Origin of the sequence: Hwanghaeella grinnelliae (assembly GCF_004005845.1) — a bacterium.
Taxonomy (GTDB): domain Bacteria; phylum Pseudomonadota; class Alphaproteobacteria; order UBA8366; family Aestuariispiraceae; genus Hwanghaeella; species Hwanghaeella grinnelliae.
The window spans coordinates 742114-758544 of sequence record NZ_SADE01000003.1; the positions used below are offsets into that span (position 1 = coordinate 742114).

General features: G+C 60.6%; 17 protein-coding genes. 13 read left to right on the forward strand and 4 right to left on the reverse strand.

Annotated elements, in window-relative coordinates; genetic code table 11:
- The first annotated feature begins 76 nt into the window (after positions 1–76).
- The 5 genes from EOI86_RS20380 to EOI86_RS20405 all read left to right on the forward strand — a co-directional run bounded on the left by EOI86_RS20380 (position 77) and on the right by EOI86_RS20405 (position 4602).
- Positions 77–979, forward strand: coding sequence for a LysR family transcriptional regulator (locus tag EOI86_RS20380; protein ID WP_127767498.1), 903 nt, complete (start codon positions 77–79; stop codon positions 977–979).
- Positions 980–1164: 185 nt separating this feature from the next.
- Positions 1165–2028, forward strand: coding sequence for a VPLPA-CTERM sorting domain-containing protein (locus EOI86_RS20385; RefSeq protein WP_127767499.1), 864 nt, complete (start codon positions 1165–1167; stop codon positions 2026–2028).
- 359 nt (positions 2029–2387) lie between these two features.
- Entirely contained in the window at positions 2388–2861 is a 474-nt protein-coding gene (locus EOI86_RS20395; protein WP_127767500.1) for a VPLPA-CTERM sorting domain-containing protein, read from the forward strand.
- A gap of 88 nt (positions 2862–2949) precedes the next feature.
- On the forward strand, positions 2950–3891 hold the full coding sequence (locus tag EOI86_RS20400; RefSeq protein ID WP_127767501.1) for an N-carbamoyl-D-amino-acid hydrolase: 942 nt from the start codon (positions 2950–2952) through the stop codon (positions 3889–3891).
- A 27-nt stretch (positions 3892–3918) separates the two neighbouring features.
- A complete protein-coding gene (locus EOI86_RS20405) occupies positions 3919–4602 on the forward strand; it encodes an aspartate/glutamate racemase family protein (protein ID WP_127767502.1) in 684 nt (227 codons plus the stop codon).
- Positions 4603–4606: 4 nt separating this feature from the next.
- Here EOI86_RS20405 and EOI86_RS20410 read toward each other — a convergent pair whose 3' ends face one another.
- Positions 4607–6028 (reverse strand): amidase, encoded by a 1422-nt coding sequence (locus EOI86_RS20410; RefSeq protein ID WP_127767503.1) that lies wholly within the window; start codon positions 6026–6028, stop codon positions 4607–4609.
- A 107-nt stretch (positions 6029–6135) separates the two neighbouring features.
- Here EOI86_RS20410 and hydA point away from each other — a divergent pair, with 107 nt between their 5' ends.
- Positions 6136–7599: a dihydropyrimidinase gene (gene hydA, locus EOI86_RS20415; RefSeq protein ID WP_127767504.1), complete on the forward strand. Its 1464-nt coding sequence runs from the start codon at positions 6136–6138 to the stop codon at positions 7597–7599.
- 43 nt (positions 7600–7642) lie between these two features.
- Here the strand turns inward: hydA and EOI86_RS20420 are convergent, their stop codons facing one another.
- On the reverse strand, positions 7643–8530 hold the full coding sequence (locus EOI86_RS20420; protein ID WP_127767505.1) for a LysR family transcriptional regulator: 888 nt from the start codon (positions 8528–8530) through the stop codon (positions 7643–7645).
- Positions 8531–8653: 123 nt separating this feature from the next.
- On the opposite strand from EOI86_RS20420, the gene EOI86_RS20425 reads away from it, so the two are divergent.
- From EOI86_RS20425 to EOI86_RS20435, 3 genes are all read left to right on the forward strand, one after another.
- Entirely contained in the window at positions 8654–9544 is an 891-nt protein-coding gene (locus EOI86_RS20425) for a DMT family transporter (protein ID WP_161973925.1), read from the forward strand.
- A 99-nt stretch (positions 9545–9643) separates the two neighbouring features.
- Entirely contained in the window at positions 9644–10594 is a 951-nt protein-coding gene (locus tag EOI86_RS20430) for a 3-hydroxyacyl-CoA dehydrogenase NAD-binding domain-containing protein (protein ID WP_127767507.1), read from the forward strand.
- Positions 10595–10607: 13 nt separating this feature from the next.
- Positions 10608–11360: an SDR family oxidoreductase gene (locus EOI86_RS20435; RefSeq protein ID WP_127767508.1), complete on the forward strand. Its 753-nt coding sequence runs from the start codon at positions 10608–10610 to the stop codon at positions 11358–11360.
- A gap of 40 nt (positions 11361–11400) precedes the next feature.
- Here EOI86_RS20435 and EOI86_RS20440 read toward each other — a convergent pair whose 3' ends face one another.
- Entirely contained in the window at positions 11401–11823 is a 423-nt protein-coding gene (locus tag EOI86_RS20440; protein ID WP_205032271.1) for a GNAT family N-acetyltransferase, read from the reverse strand.
- 13 nt (positions 11824–11836) lie between these two features.
- The gene (locus EOI86_RS20445; protein ID WP_127767509.1) at positions 11837–12787 is read right to left on the reverse strand and encodes a 2-hydroxyacid dehydrogenase; all 951 of its coding nucleotides are present in this window, start codon (positions 12785–12787) and stop codon (positions 11837–11839) included.
- Between the two features lie 375 nt (positions 12788–13162).
- Between EOI86_RS20445 and EOI86_RS20450 the strand changes: the two genes are divergently transcribed.
- From EOI86_RS20450 to EOI86_RS20465, 4 genes are all read left to right on the forward strand, one after another.
- Positions 13163–13360, forward strand: coding sequence for a Flp family type IVb pilin (locus EOI86_RS20450; protein ID WP_127767510.1), 198 nt, complete (start codon positions 13163–13165; stop codon positions 13358–13360).
- Between the two features lie 138 nt (positions 13361–13498).
- Positions 13499–13990 carry an A24 family peptidase gene (locus EOI86_RS20455; protein ID WP_127767511.1) on the forward strand — a complete coding sequence of 164 codons (492 nt, stop codon included), beginning with the start codon at positions 13499–13501 and terminating at the stop codon, positions 13988–13990.
- Between the two features lie 16 nt (positions 13991–14006).
- Positions 14007–14888, forward strand: a complete 882-nt coding sequence (cpaB, locus tag EOI86_RS20460) for a Flp pilus assembly protein CpaB (RefSeq protein ID WP_127767512.1) — start codon at positions 14007–14009, stop codon at positions 14886–14888.
- Positions 14888–16420, forward strand: coding sequence for a type II and III secretion system protein family protein (locus tag EOI86_RS20465; RefSeq protein WP_127767513.1), 1533 nt, complete (start codon positions 14888–14890; stop codon positions 16418–16420). Before cpaB ends, EOI86_RS20465 begins: the two co-directional genes overlap by 1 nt.
- Positions 16421–16431: the final 11 nt, after the last annotated feature.

Consider the following 16431-nt stretch of genomic DNA (forward strand, 5'->3'; position numbering starts at 1 on the left):
ATGGCTCCCCGAGCCCCGTTGACTGTTGAATGGCGAGCGGTAACGTTCCCCCGCATCGACCACTTGGGGGTGTGCTTTGGAATTCAACGAGATCCGGTATTTTTTGGCGGCGTGCGAAACCTTGAACTTTACCCGCGCGGCGGAAGTCTGTGGCGTCACCACCCCGGCGCTGACGCGCGCCATCAAGAAATTGGAAGACGAACTCGGCGGTCAGTTGTTCCGTCGGGAAAGACGGTTGACCCACTTGACCGACCTGGGCCGCCTCATGCAAGGGCATTTGAGCCATGTCCAGGCCGCGGCTGAGGCCGCGCAAGAAGAAGCCGACCGTTACTCGACCGGCGAAACCCAGTTGAAGATGGGCGTGATTGCCACCATGTCGGCGCCCCGCCTCGTTGCCTATCTGAAGGCGCTCAGGAAGGCAGCGCCGGACCTCGACCTGGAGATCTGGGAAAGCCACTGTGCGGATATCGGGGAGGCGCTGAATCGCGGCGACATCGACATCGCGATTATGACGCTGCCCGACTATCCGGACCTGTTCAGGGCGAAGCCCCTCTATGTCGAACCCTACCTCGTCGCCTTTCCGATAGGCCACCGCTATGGCGAAATGAATGCCGTCCCGCTGCGGGAACTGGAGGGGGAGGATTATGTGAAACGGATGCATTGCGAATTTCCGTCCAATTTCATGAAACTGGGAATCGCCAAACCATATCAGAAGGTGAAGGTCCGCTATGCGACGGAGCGGGAGGATTGGGTCCAGACCATGGTGGCCGCGGGCCTCGGCATGACCCTGCTGCCGGAACACCTGGCGCTGATCCCGGGGATCGAGACGCGACCCATCGTGGAGCCGGAAGTGACCCGCACGGTTAGTATCGTCACCAAGGCAGGCCGCCGGCATTCCGGCCCGGTATCGCTGGCGCTGGAGACGGCCGCCACGCTCGACTGGGACCACATCCCGCCGATCACGGGGGCGTCGCGGTAACATCCCGGTGAAGCAGGGCGGCCCACCCGCCGTGAGGCCGCCGCAAACCTCCCCCCCAATCCAACGGTTTGGGATCGACATTGCCCATAAGTATCGATGTCGTTGCCCGGCGCTAAATGGCCTGGGGACGGTTGCCCTGCTAGAGAGTCGTCCATCGGATGGTTGGGGCCTAGCGGAGGAATCACATGGTCAAATCGACATCGTCGATCAAATTCACCCTCGGGCTCGTCCTGGGTTTCCTGCTTACGTTCCACACGGCGGCGGATGCCGCAATCTTCCGGATCGAGGCGACGTCAAAGATCGTCGCCTTTTCCATGGCCGCTGTCTGGCTGTATCTGGCGGGTGTTCTGGGGCTCGGCTTTTTGCGACGACGTTCTGTGGCACATGTCTGTCTGGGGGAAAAATTGAGAACTAAGCAGATATTCGCCGCCGCCATTCTCGGTCTGGCGATGCTCCTGTCGGGCAAGGCTGCCCTCGCCGCGACCATCAACCTCACTACTTTCAGTTTCGCAGATGGCGGGCAGGACGATTTTTTCGAAAATGGCTTTCTGGAAAACGGCGAAGTCGTCTTTGACAACGAGGGCGGCCCGGTCTCGATCACGTTCAGCAATCTTCAGACTTCCAATAATCTCGGGGGCGGCATTGTTGACAGGAACGGCGTTTTTTTTGGGGACGATCCCCTGACCAATATCGTCTTTTCGGTCGATCTGACCTTTTCGGTCCCGGTCATAATCACCTCCTTCAGGGTCACAAACCTTGATGACGACGTGACCGGTTCGTTCTTGCAGCTTTCGGGTGTGAACGGCACATCCGGCCCGGTCAACCTCGAGGGGTTTGGCGAGATGCCCGTCGACATGGGAACGATCCCGGTGTTCCTACCGGACACGCCCTATACACTTACCCACACTGTCAGCGGGATCAGGCAGTTCGTTCAGATCGGCAGAATCGATTTGCAAGAGGTAACCGCCGTGCCGCTGCCCGCGACGGCGTTCTTCCTGATCGGGGCGGTCGCAGGCCTGTGCCTTTTGCGCGGCCGCCGCGCCGCCTGATCCGCGCGCCTTCGTCGATGCAGTGTCGAAGGGCAAGCCGACGGGCGCCATCTAGAAGTTGGAAGACGAACTCGGCGGTCAGCTGTTCCGTCGGGAAAGACGGTTGACCCACTTGACCGACCTGGGCCGCCTCATGCAAGGGCATTTAAGTCAGGTCCAGGCCGCGGCGGAGGCCGCGCAGGGTTTGGGCTGGGAACATATTCCGAGCCAGAAACGGCCGACCTGGCTCCCCGAACACAAGCCGAAAACGCGTTGATTAACCGTGCGGCAACGACTCGTTGCCCTGCGTCATCTATCTGAAAACGTGGCGATTTGGTATCTCGTGGCTATTGCGACAATGTTCCGAATGGAGGCCACGAATGTTCAAAAACCTATCAGTGATCGCGCTGGTCTGCGCCATACTCGTTCCCGCATCGGCACAGGCGGCGCTGTTCAGGATCGAGGCGACGTCCGTCGTCCCGGCCTACACCGATTTCGTTTTGGAATTCGACGATCTGGACGGTGACAATCTCTATTCCACGAACGAACAGACTTTCTTCTCCGGCGTGACGCTCATCCAGCCGACATTCACGTTTTTCTTCGACGAACTCAGACGGTTCGAGCCGACGGACGGTGTCTCGGACGACGTGGGAACCGGGATCCTCTTTTTCGTTGTCGAAGACGGTTCTTCCGCAGGAACCAACGCGCCAGTTTCGGCATTTTCATTCGAATTGAGTGCCGTCGGCGGCGATGGTCCCGTCTCGACCGTGCCTTTGCCGGCAGCGGCTTGGATGTACATCGCCGGGATCCTCGGCCTTGGATACCTGCACCGCGCTCATAAACGGAAGCACTGAATCGTCTGACCTGCAGCGACGCGCACTTCGGCTTGGCGGCACGTCTCAGCCTGCCTAAACTTCCCTCCGACAATAGGGAGGGAAGAGAGTGCCGAGAAAAATCACCGTCGGCGGGGCGCAACTGGGGCCGATTCAACGTGCGGAGTCACGCACGGACGTCGTCCGCCGGTTGATCGACCTGCTGGAAAAAGCGCATCGCCGCGGTTGCTCGCTCGTCGTCTTTCCCGAACTGGCGCTGACGACCTTTTTCCCGCGCTGGTATGCCGACGACATCGCGGAAATGGATGTCTATTTCGAGCGGGAAATGCCGTCAGCGGAGACGCAGCCCCTGTTCGACCGCGCCCGCGAACTGGGGGTCGGCTTCTATCTGGGATACGCGGAATTGGACGATCAGGGCGGCACGCTGCATCGCTACAATACGGCGGTCCTGGTCGACCAGACGGGCAGCATCGTGGGCAAATACCGGAAGGTGCATCTGCCGGGTCACAAGGAATTCGACGACAGCCTGACCCGGCAGCATTTGGAAAAACGGTATTTCGAGCCCGGCGATCTGGGCTTTCCCGTCTGGCGGTCCATGGATGGCGTCATGGGCATGTGCATCTGCAACGACCGGCGCTGGCCGGAGACCTGGCGCAGCCTGGGGATGCGGGGCGTCGAACTGGTCATGTTGGGCTACAACACGCCGACCGGAAACCAACATGGCGGTATGGAGCCGCCGCATCAGCGCATGTTCCACAATCACTTGAGTATCCAGGCCGGTGCGTACCAGAACGCCACCTGGGCAGTCGCCGTTGCGAAGGCGGGTGTGGAAGACGGGCATGAATTGATGGGTGGGTCCTGCATCGTTTCCCCGCAGGGTGAGATCGTCGCCCTGGCCAGCACCGTGGAAGACGAGTTGATTGTCGCCGATTGCGATCTCGACCTCTGCAATTTCGGTAAAAGCACCATCTTCAATTTCGCCGCCCACCGCCGTCCGGAACACTATAAGATCATCACCGAACAGGCCGGCGTCACGCCGCCCAAAGAGTGACAAGAGAGTGATGAGAAAGATCAATCGATGAACGCCCGCATTCTGATCATCAATCCGAACAGCACGCAGGCCGTCACCGACGGCATCGCCACAGCCGTGGCGGGACTGACTGTCCCGGGCGGCCCGCGGATCGATTGCGTAACCCTGGCCGAAGGGCCACCCGGGATCGAAAGCCAGCAACATGTCGATGGCGTCATCGGTCCGCTATGCAACCTGATAAAACGCGAACCCGCCGATGCTTATGTCATCGCCTGTTATAGCGACCCCGGCATGCATTCCGCGCGGGAGGTGACGGACAAACCGGTGCTCGGCATTTCCGAATGCGGGCTGCTGACCGCCTGCACTATGGGCGAACGCTTCGGTGTCGTCTCCATCCTGCCCGGCTCCATCCCGCGCCATCTGCGGGCAGTGCGCCAAATGGGCTTGTGGGACCGGATGGCTGGCGACCGTGCCTTGGGCCTGGGCGTCGTCGAGTTGGCCGACCGGGCGCGGGTCTTCGAGCGCATGGTCGCCGTCGCCAGGGACCTCCGCGATAAAGACGGCGCCGATGTTCTGGTTTTGGGCTGCGCCGGGATGGCTTACCTGCGGGCGGACCTGGAACGGGAAGCTGGCATCCCCGTCGTCGATCCGACACAGGCCGCCGCGAGCATGGCGCTGGGCCGGGTGCTGCTGGCACAGTCTGAAACCGTCTCCCGCCAAGCGGCGGAGTAAGGGCTCAGGCCCGAATCGGCGGGCGTTTGCCGGCCCAGGGGCGGGCCTCCTCCAGCTGAGCGGCCAAACGGAACAGCAATGCGTCATTGCCATATGCCGCCGCAAACTGGGTTCCCTGCGGCAGGCCATCCGCCGACCAGTGCAACGGCACCGACATCGCGGGATTGCCGAGAGCGTTGTAAAAGGCTGTATAGCCGACGGATTGCGCGATCGGTTTCAAATAGTTTTCGGCCGGCTGCATCATGTCCAGGACGCCCAATTTCGGCGTTTCAATCCCCTGGGTCGGTGACAGGATGACATCAATGTCGTTGAACAGCTGGCCAATTTTCCGTCCCAGCGCGTGGAGGCTTTCAATCGCATTCTGAAAGTCGACAGCGGTCGTTGCACGCCCCATATCGGCGAAGACAAGGGTACAGGTCTCAAGATCGTCCGGCCCGGCCTTGCGGCCGTGCAAGTCTTCCAACCAATCGACCATTGCCGCGGTGTGAACATTGATGATGGTTATGACCGCGTTTGTGAATTCCTCACCATCGATATCCAAGGCGAAGGGAACGACTTTGTGCCCCAGCGTTTCACAAAGGCGGGCGGCATCTTCAACATTCTGCGACAGAAGCGTGTTCTTCGCGGTTCCGCTGAACGGTTGATCCGTCATCGCGATTTTCAGCGCCCCCGGCGATTTTCCCACTTCCGCCAAGAATGGCCTGGCGCGCGTCGGTGCGCCATAGGGATCCCCCGGCGCAGGGCCTTGAAGGATATCGAGCAGCGCGGCGCTGTCCCGAACGGAGCGGGAGAGGACACCGTTGGTCGCGAAACCGCTCCATCCATCGCCAGAATAGGGACCGGAACTGACCCGGCCTCGCGAGGGTTTGAGACCGAAAAGGCCACAGTTCGAGGCCGGCACCCGGATCGACCCACCGCCGTCGCTGCCATGGGCCGCAGGCACAATGCCCGACGCAATCGCCGCCGCGGCGCCGCCGCTGGACCCGCCGGGAGAATAGTCCGGGTTCCAAGGATTTAGGGTTGGCCCATTGCGCACGGGCTCGGTCGTGGTCGTCAGCCCCCATTCGGGCGAGTTGGTCCGCCCCGCGATGACAAGACCGGCGGCCTTGAACCGGCGCACAACCTCATCATCCACCGGCGGTTCTCCGGGCGGATTGAACCGTGTGCCGTTCGTCACGGGCAGGCCAGGACAGACAGCGCCAAGGTCCTTCAACAGGAAAGGGACACCGGTAAAGGGACCATCGGGCAGACCGTCGGCAATGGCTTTGCGCCCAAAGTCGATGCCATCCACGGTCACCGCATTGATCGTGGGGTTCACGGCGGCGATCCGCCGAGCCGCCTCGTCAAGCAATTCTGCTGCCGTGACCTCGCCCGACTTGACGCGCTGCGCCAGTCCCAATGCATCCTCGGTATCGTAGAAATCCATTCATACCCCCCAACGTCATCCCGTATCTTCGCAGCCCTTGCCGCTGGCGCGATGCTCCTGCACTCTTCGCAAGACTAGCCGCAGGGCGGCGCTATGGGGAGGGTGCGATGGCGGAAAACTTCGATCTTGTGGTTCGGAACGGTACCATCGCCACCGCAAGCGACATCATCCACTGCGATGTGGGGGTGCGCGACGGACGCATCGTCGCCATGGCCGAAGACCTGGGCACCGGCAAACGCGAATTGGACGCATCGGGCAAGCTGGTCCTGCCCGGCGGCGTCGACAGCCACTGCCATATCGAACAAGCTTCTTCCAGCGGCGTCATGACCGCGGACGATTTCTACACCGGCACGGTGTCGGCCTGTTTCGGCGGCACGACGACGGTGATCCCCTTCGCGGCGCAAGCCCGCGGCCAGTCCCTGCGTGAGGTCGTCGACGCTTATCACCTCTGCGCAGGCCCCAAGGCCGTCATCGACTATGCCTTCCACCTGATCATTTCCGACCCGACACCGGAGGTCATGGGCCAGGAACTGCCCGCTTTGATCGAGGACGGCATCACATCCTTCAAGGTCTACATGACCTATGACGCCTTGAAGCTCGACGACTATCAGATGATGACAGTGCTTGAGGAAGCCCGCCGTCTGGGGGCGCTGGTCATGGTTCATGCGGAAAATCACGACGTCATCCGCTGGCTGGCGGATCGTTTGTTGGAGCAGGGCCATCGCGCACCGAAATACCATGCTGTCGCCCATGCCCGGATTGCCGAAGGTGAAGCAACCAGCCGCGCCATACAACTGGCGAAACTGATCGACGCTCCCCTGTTGATCGTTCATGTCTCGGCCCAGGAAGCGACTGACGCGATCCGTAAAGCCCAGACCGAAGGGTTGAAGATCTACGGCGAGACCTGTCCGCAATATCTATTCCTGACGGCGCAGGATTTGGACCGAGACGGGATGGACGGGGCCATGTTCTGCTGCAGTCCGCCGCCACGAGATGCACAAGCGCAGGAAGCCATATGGCGCGGATTGAAGAACGGAACCTTCCAGGTTTTCTCTTCGGACCACGCCCCCTATCGCTTCGATGAGACGGCGAAACTGAAACATGGCCCCAACGCACATTTCAAACAAATCGCCAACGGCGTGCCCGGGTTGGAACTGCGTTTGCCGCTGTTGTTCTCCGAAGGGGTGAAGAAAGGACGGATTACGCTGAATGAATTCGTCGCGCTGACCGCCGCCAATGCCGCCAAGCTCTATGGTCTGTTCCCACGCAAGGGGACGATCGCTGTCGGCGCCGATGCGGATTTCGCCATCTGGGACCCGGACCGGGAAGTGACCGTGACCTATGACATGCTGCACGATGCGGTCGGTTATACCCCCTATGAAGGCCGGACCATTACCGGTTGGCCGGAACTGGTTGTCAGCCGCGGACGCATTGTCGTCGAAGATGGATCGCTGCACGCGGAAATGGGCAGCGGTGTTTTCCTGGAATGCGAGAAACCGGATTCCGCCCGACCGCTGCAACGGCTGGAACCGGAAATCGACCCGGCGCGGAACTGGGGTTTTCGGCTTTAAAGCCTGCACGGCTATCGGGCAGTCTTCTTACTCCGCGCGCCCCTCATTCCGCCGCTTGGGCGACCGGCGTTCCGAGCAGTTGCGCCGAGTTCTCCTGAAAGACCGCGACGATCGCATCGACCGCGGCACGCACGGCCGGTTCGCGAAGCACATCGCGATGAATCAGAAGGTATTCCATTTCACTGAGCGCCGGGTCCGCATCCTGTATGCGCTGCAGGTCAGGGTCGGCATCACCCAGGGCACAGGGCAGCAAACCCTGGCCCACACCTTGACGGATAGCGGCCTGCATGGAGGCCATGTCGTTGACGGACAGGATGGGATCGGCTGGGAAATGCTTTTCCAACCAGGCCTTCTGGCGCGGATACCAAAGGCGGTGCTCAGTCAATCCGATCCAGCTTTCGGTGTGTATTCCTACCCGTGCCGGACGATCAGCGGCACCGTATAACCCATAGGCGATGGACCCGAGTTTGCGGGCGATCAAATGCTGTTCCCGCGGCAAGCAGGACCTGATCAGCAGTTCCACTTCCCGCTTTGTCAGATTGGCGAAGTCATGCGCGGCCAGCAATTCCAATTGAACGCCGGGTGCGCGGGCACGAATTTCGGGAAGCCAGGCAATGACCAGCTGCGCGGCCACCTCGTCCAGCGAGATGCGGACACGCCCTGTGACGGGACCACCGACTGACGGCGTCACCCGGCCCACAGCAGCGGCGGCGCTATCCATTTCAGACAGAAGGGGCAGAAACCGCTTTCCCGCTTCCGTCGGTTCCAAGCCCGACGGCAGCCGGTCGAAAAGGCGCGCGCCCAATGAATCCTCAATCGCGCGCAGGCGACGGCTTGCGGTCGGTTGGCTGATGCCAAGGGACCGCGCGGCCGTGGACATGCTGCCGCTTTGGCTCAGCGCATGCAGTATCTGAAGATCACCCCAATTCATTTTCGAATGATAATTTTCGATATCACAATTCACAAGTGGATAGCGGCTATAGCCTTTTGCCAACTCGCCTCACCGCTTCCAGGGGGTTACATCCCCTGTGAATGTCAGCGTTGGAACTTGTACATGGACAGACGCAGTATTTTGATCGGGGCCGCTTTGTTCGTCCTGGGCGCGGCCGTCTATACGCCGGTTTTTGCCTCGGCCAAAATCCTGGACGGTCAATACTCTCCAATCCAAATCCTTTTCGTCCGATATGTAAGCGCCCTGGTGATTCTCGGAACGCTCCGCGCCATGAATCTGTCCTTCACGCGGCATTGGCGCAGCCCAAAGCCTTCCTCACATTTGGTCCGTGCTGCTTTCGGATCTTCGGGCGGGTTGTTGGCGATCTATGCGCCCGCGCTGATGCCCGTCGCCGCCGCGACCGCCTTGAGCCTGACAGAAATCGTATTCCTGATGGTTCTCGCCGCGCCCCTCCTGGGCGAACGCGTCACGCGTCGGGGTTGGACCGGGGCCGGCATCTGCCTGACCGGTGCATTGATCATCGTACTTGCGCCCGGCGATGGCACATCGGACCTTTCCGGTCTGTTTGCCTTCTCTCCCTGGGGCATGGCCGCCGCCTTAGGCGGGGCGGTCTTGATCGCCGGGGAGGCGGTAATGATCAAACGCCTGTCGGTGCGGGAAAAAGCTTATGGCGTCCTGCTCTATGTCAGCGCATTCTCTGGGCTGATTTGGATGGTTCCGGCCGTGCTCCTATGGGAAGCGAGCCCGTGGTCGGATCTGGCCTTGATGTTCGCACTGGGGCCCTTGGCGATGACCGGCCAGCTTTGCTTCATCTTGAGCTACCGGCTGGCCGATGCGGCCTTTCTGGCGCCCTTCACCTATACATGGCTGATCTTCGCCAGTGGGTTGGGTTTCCTGGCCTTTGGCGAAGTCCCGAGCGAGCAGACCATAATCGGTGCCGTGATCATCGTTGGTGGCGGGTTGGTTTTGCTGGGCCGGAAGGCACCAGCTTGAGACGGGAAACAGATCTATTCTAACCGTCGATCTGGCGCTGTTCGAAGGCTCTGCTATTCTCTCGCCCGAAATTCAAAAAAAACCGCTATGGGGAGTGAGATGATCGGGTCATCCGCAGACGATATCAAAACAATCGGCATTATCGGCGCAGGCACCATCGGCGCCAGTTGGGCCGCCTATTTCCTGGCAACCGGCCGCGCCGTCCATGCCTGGGATCCGGCTGATGGGGCGGACAAGAAGATCCGCACTTTCGTGGAGAATGCCTGGCCGGCCCTAGAAGCCTTGGGCGTTGTCGTCGATGGCGCGTCCCCCGACAAGCTGACGGTGGAAAGCACCGCCGCTGCTGCCGCCGAACCCGCCGATTTCATTCAGGAAAGCGCCCCGGAACGTCTGGACGTCAAATTGGCGCTGTATAAGGATTTCGAACCGGCGGTCCGGCCCGAGGTCGTGATCTCCACATCGACCTCCGGCCTGTTGATGAGCGACCTGCAAAAAGACACGCAGCATCCGGAACGGTTCGTCCTTGGTCATCCCTTCAACCCGCCGCATCTGATCCCCTTGGTGGAAGTTCTTGGCGGTGCCAAGACCGACCCGGCGGTTGTCGACTGGACTGTCGATTTCTACAACGCCATCGGCAAGAAGGCGATCAAGCTGTTCAAGGAAGTGCCCGGCCATGTGGCCAACCGGATGCAGGCCGCGATTTGGCGCGAGGCGATACACCTTGCCCTGGAAGGCGTCGCCAGCGTCGCGGATGTCGATGCGGCCATCGCCTATGGACCCGGTATCCGCTGGGCCCTGATGGGGCCGAATCTGACATTCCATCTGGCCGGCGGCGAAGGCGGCATGGAGAATTTCGTCGAACATCTGGGGCCGCCGACCGCCAGTTGGTGGGCCGATCTGGGCTCGCCCAGTTTCAATGACGAGGTAAAAAAGCTGTTGATCGCGGGGGTCGCCGAGGAAACCGGCGGCAAGACCGTCAAGGAACTGGCATCGATCCGCGACAAACGCCTGCTGGCAGTGCTGAAGGCATTGACCGAAACCGCAGAATAAGGGGGAGAGAACAATGGGCGACAGACCTGTCATTATCGTCACAGGCGCCGGACGCGGCATCGGCGCCGCCATCGCGATCAAGGCCGCAGAGGCCGGATACGATGTTGTCATAAACTATGCCGGCAATGCGGAGGCCGCAAAGCAGACCTCCGCCACATGCGAAGCCGCCGGGGCCAAGGCCATTACGGTTCAAGCCGACGTCGCGAAACAGGAAGGCGTTGAAACCGTGTTCAAGGCCAGTGACGAAGCCTTCGGCCGTCTGGACGCGGTCGTGACCAATGCCGGCATCACAGGTGTTTCGAGCAAGCTGGTCGATGCGGACCCGGAGATGATCGAACGCGTCATCGACCTCAACGTCACAGGCGCCTTGTTGACCGCACGCGAAGGCGCAGCCCGGATGATGACCAGCCGGGGCGGCAAGGGCGGCAATATCGTCAACCTTTCCTCGGCCTCCGTATGGATCGGTAGCCCCAACGACTTTGTCTGGTACGCGACAAGTAAAGGGTCGATCGATGTACTGACCCTGGGCCTTTCCCGCGAGTTGGCGGGCGAAGGTATCCGCGTCAACGCAGTGGCGCCCGGTCTGATCGATACGGAAATCCATGCTTCTGCCGGCATCCCGGACAGAATCGCGCGCTTGGGATCGTCCGTTCCCATCGGCCGTGCGGGAACCGCCGAGGAAGTGGCCGACGCCGTCTTGTACCTGATGTCCGAACAGGCATCCTATGTGACAGGCACGGTGTTGAAGGTCGCCGGAGGACGTTAGATAGGCAACCTGCCGCGAAAAGGTACGGGGCGCGTGTGGCTCAGCCCGCCCCGTCCGCCGCGCGGTCGTAGATCCACATCGGTTTCGTGCCGTCCGCGAAGGTGAAGCCCAGCTTCCGGTAAAACGGTTCCGCATGATCGTCGGCGATCAGGACCTGCTGGTGGATATCCCCGTAGCGCTGCATGATTCTTTCCATCAGCGCTTTACCCACGCCCTTGCCCTGATAGTCGGGATGGACGATCAGATGCGGGTAGTAGACGACCAGATGGCCGTCCGACAGGGCATATACGAGGCCGATCAGCTGCCCCCGATGGCGCGCCAAGACCAGACCGTCGCTGTTCTCCAAAGCCTTGCGCACCAGATCCGGCTTCTGCCCGGAACTCCATCCATTCGCCAGGTACAGGGCGGCGATTTCCTGACTATCCGGAACCGGCTCGGTACTGAATTCGATTCCGGACATCATCGGCGGCCCAATGTCACAGCGCGTTCACTTGGGTGGCGAGCGGCTTCCCGGCGAAATGAAGCGCCAGGTTCTCAATCACGAGGTTCCCCATCGCCGCGCGCGTTTCTTCCGTCGCGCTACCCACATGAGGCAACAGCAGGGTACGCTCAGAGTCGATCAAGGCCGCCGGAACCTGGGGTTCGTTGGCGAAAACATCCAGGCCGGCCCAACCGATTGTCCCTGCGGCCATCGCGGCGACGACAGCATCCTCGTCCACGCAGGACCCGCGAGAGATATTGATCAGCGACCCTTCCGGGCCCAATGCCTTCAACACGTCCGCATTGACGATGTGATGGGTGGATTCCCCACCCGGGCAAGCGACGACCAGATAATCCGCATCAGCGGCCATTTGGACCACATCTTCGTAATACCGGTAGGAAACGCCGGGTTTCGGGCGCGGACCGTGCCAGACAACAGTCACCCCGAAGACATCCAGCTTGCGGGCGATATCCGCCCCGATCCGGCCAAGACCGATGATTCCCACTGTCTTGCCCCTAACCGCACGGGTCAGCGGCATATTGCCGTCGCTGACCCATTTGCCGGCGCGGACATAACGGTCGGCCTGGACAAGGTCTCGAGAGACGGCAAGCAGCATCATGACGGCGGTATTCGCGACATCGTCGGTCAAAACATCGGGGGTATTGGTCACCGGCACACCCCGTTCCGTGGCCGCAGGAATGTCGATCGCATCCGTCCCAACCCCAAAACTTGAGATGATTTCCAGGTTCCGAAGGGCAAATATCATCTCCCTCGACGCACCATAATGGCCGGTTGTCGCGATCCCGCGGATCGAATCCGCAACCGCCGCGAGTCCTTTTTTCTTGTCCTCGAAGGTCCAGTAGCGGTGTAAAACATAGGCGTCTTCCAACGCTTGCATGATTTTTGGCGGCAACTGGCCCACCACCAAAACGGCAGGTTTCCTCATCCCGGACTCCAGATTATTGGTTGATTTTGTCGGATAGCCGATGACGGCATCTAGATACGCATATCCCTACAATGATAAAAAAGACAAGTCTGGACAAGCGCTTATCCGATTTGCGCTACCGCGTTACGCGCGCCGCAGTATTTAGGTCGAATTTTAGGCGCTTTCGCGTTGCTTTTGACACAGGTCCAATCGGTGGAAGATTCTTTCAACCGTTTGGTTTTTATCGATAATTTTAGTTTCCTCAATTTTGCGGAATTGCAGCGATAATCCCGAACGATACTCATTGAGGGAAAACTAATTTGGCCGTTCTCTGCAGCCATCACGACGGGGCACAGCACAGCTTCGTCGCAGCGCTAGCAAGAGGAGGTCACCACAATGATCACGCGCAACAAGTTGATTTCGTTTTTCAAAGATGAATCCGGCGCCACCGCCATCGAGTATGGCCTTATCGCCGCGCTCGTTTCCGTCGCCGCCATCGGTGCACTGGGCCTGATGGGCGACTCGCTCGAGGCGATTTTCACAAACGTCTCCAACACGCTCGACACGGCTGTAAACCCGCCGGCGACCGAATAAGGCCAACGCGCAATAATCCGGTTGCTGCGCTCCAGCGTTGCAGGGATTGAGAAAGCGGACTTCTCCCCTCGCCATCCGCACCTCACCTTGCAGCCTGGAGCGCCGGTCGGCCGGCTAGAAAGTTTCAAGACGAAGACCATGAACATCCAGGCGGCACATCCGGAAATCTTCTTCCTCGGCACCTTTGCCATTATGGTCGCCGCCGCCGCCTTCACTGATATTAAACACCGCCTGATCCCCAATACTCTATGTCTGATCATCGCAGCCCTTTGGGTCCCTTATGCGATCTTCATGACCGGGGATTTTCTTTATCCCTTTATAACGGCTTTCATCATCCTGGTCCTAGGCATTGCCGCCTTTTCCCGCGGCTTTCTGGGCGGCGGCGACGCGAAGCTCCTCGCTGTCTGCGCCCTTTGGATGGGATCGGAACAAATCCTGCCCTTCCTGTTTCAAACCGCTTTGGCAGGTGGCGCCATGGCCATCCTGTGGCGCTTCGAAGCCCCGGTGCGGCTCGCCCTGGCACGCGGCGGCCTGGATGTTCAGGTCGTCGTCACCCGCGAACTTCCCTATGGACTGGCCATCGCCGTCGGCGCGTTACTCGCTGCCGCGCGTATGGCCGGCATTTCCTGACCGAAAGGAATAACCGATGCGCGTAAAAACAATAGTCCTGGCAGCAGTCGCAGTTGGTGCGGCGTTCGGCGCCGCGACCTTGGCGCGCGACTGGCTCGAAACCCAGCAGCAGGCCTTGCAGGCGCAGCTCGCCGCGAACAAGCCGGAGCCGGTGAAGGTGGAAACCGCGAAGGTGCTGGTCGCACGCGACAACATGCCGGCAGGCACTTTCCTGAAGGAAGATAATGTCCGTTGGGCTGACTGGCCAAAGGACGGTGTTGCCGCGACCTATTTCGTCGAAGAAGACGCCGCCACGGAAGACATGACCGGCGCCGTCGTTCGAACCGGCCTGACAGCCGGTGAACCGCTGACTGCCGGCCGGATCGTCCGCCCGGGCGATCGCGGCTTCCTTGCCGCAGTGTTGCGCCCCGGTATGCGGGCGATTTCCGTCCCGATCAACGCGACAACGGGGATATCCGGCTTCATCTTCCCGGGCGACTTTGTCGATCTACTGCTGACCCAATCGCTGAAACGGGGCGAAATCACCCGTCACGCCAGCGAGACGGTGCTGCGGGAAGTCCGCGTGCTGGCCGTCGACCAGAGGGTCAGCGACCAGGAAGGCACGCCGACAATCGCCAAGACCGCGACTTTGGAAGTGACACCGAAACAGGCCGAGGAAATCGCGGTGGTAATGGAAATTGGCCGCCTGTCACTTGCTCTGCGCAGTCTGCCGCAGGAAACCGAAGCCGGCGACGAGATCATCGAACCGTTCGGGCCGACGCTGACCTGGGACAGCCAGGTAAGCCGCGTCCTGCAGGCCCCGCCTTCCGTCAGTAGTGACGGCAAACCCGCGACCACTGAAGTGAAGGTCGTGCGTGGGTCCGAATCCCAGACACTCGCCTTCCGGAGGGTCCAGTAATGACGGTAATTCATGTCATGGGCCGCGCATATGACGCACCGATGAGCAACCATTCCCTGACGATGCGCCGCGCACCCTATAAGCGCCGCCTTTTCCGCCGGAGCTCCACCATGTCCCCGCTGAAATGTCTGGCGCTCTTCATCTTTCTGTTCGCGGCCGGTGCTGCCGGCGCTGTTCCGGTCTTGGCAGCAAGCCTGGAAATGGCCGCCGTGACCGAGCAGCCGATGCCCTATGCAGCGACCGAAGGCCCGACCTCGGCCATTGCGCTGGATATCAATGCCGGGACCATGCTGCGTCTGCCGGCGTCCGCCAACGCCGTCTTTGTGGCAAATCCGGAAATCGCCGATGTTCAGTTGAAGTCGCCGAAGTTGATGTTCGTACATGCGCGTCAGCCAGGAGAGACGACGATTTATGCCGTCGACGCGAAAGATAACATCATCCTCAGCCACCGGGTCACGGTCGGGCACAACCTGACGCGTTTGGGCGAGGTAATGCGCCAAGTCCGCCCTGATTCGAACATCCAGGTGGCCTCGCTGGGCGATTCAATCGTCCTCACCGGCAATGTCGGCAGTGCGCAGGAATCCGACGATCTGCGTGGGCTCGCGACCCAACTGCTGGGTAAGAACGGACAGATCATAAACCGGCTGAAGATTTCGAAGCCGCAACAGGTAAACCTGCGGGTTCGCATCGCGGAAGTCAGTCGTGACATCACCAAACAGTTCAACATCAATCTCGGCCTGACCCAGACCATCGGTAATCTTGCGTTGAGCGGCGCGACCGGATTGTTCGTCAACGGCGGCGCCGCGGCCGGAACTCAGGTTATTCAAGGGGCGTTCAATTCCGGTGACACCAGCATCGACTTTCTGCTCGACGCCTTGGACCAGAACGGTTTGATCACCCTGCTGGCGGAACCGAACCTAACCGCCCAGAACGGCAGTGAAGCCAACTTCCTGGTCGGCGGTGAGTTCCCTATTCCGATCCGGGACAGCGACGGCGACCTGGCCATCATCTTCAAACAATTCGGCGTCAGCCTGGGCTTTATTCCGATCGTCCTCGACGACGGGCAGATTTCGATCAAGATCCTGACCGAAGTGAGCGAACTATCGGCCGCTGGCGCTATCACAATCGATTCCTTGACCATCCCAGCCTTGTCGACCCGCCGCGCGGAAACGACGGTCAATCTGGGAAGCGGCCAAAGCTTCGCTATCGCCGGCCTGCTTCAGAATACCACCAACAACGCGTTGGACCGCTTCCCCGGCCTTGGCGAATTGCCGATCCTGGGCAGCCTGTTTCGCTCCACCGACTTCCAACGGTCGGAAAGCGAGTTGCTCGTCATCGTAACGCCGTATCTGGTCCGCCCCGTCTCCAACCGGATCGCCGACCCGACGGAGCGCTATCAGCCGTCGAAAGAATCCGACCGGATCCTGATGGGTGACCTGAACAAGACCATCCCCGCCAATGTGAGCACGGCCGCCTTCGATGGCCAGGGCCGCCGCGGTTATACCGGCAATGCCGGCTTCATTCTGCGCTGAGGAAACGGACA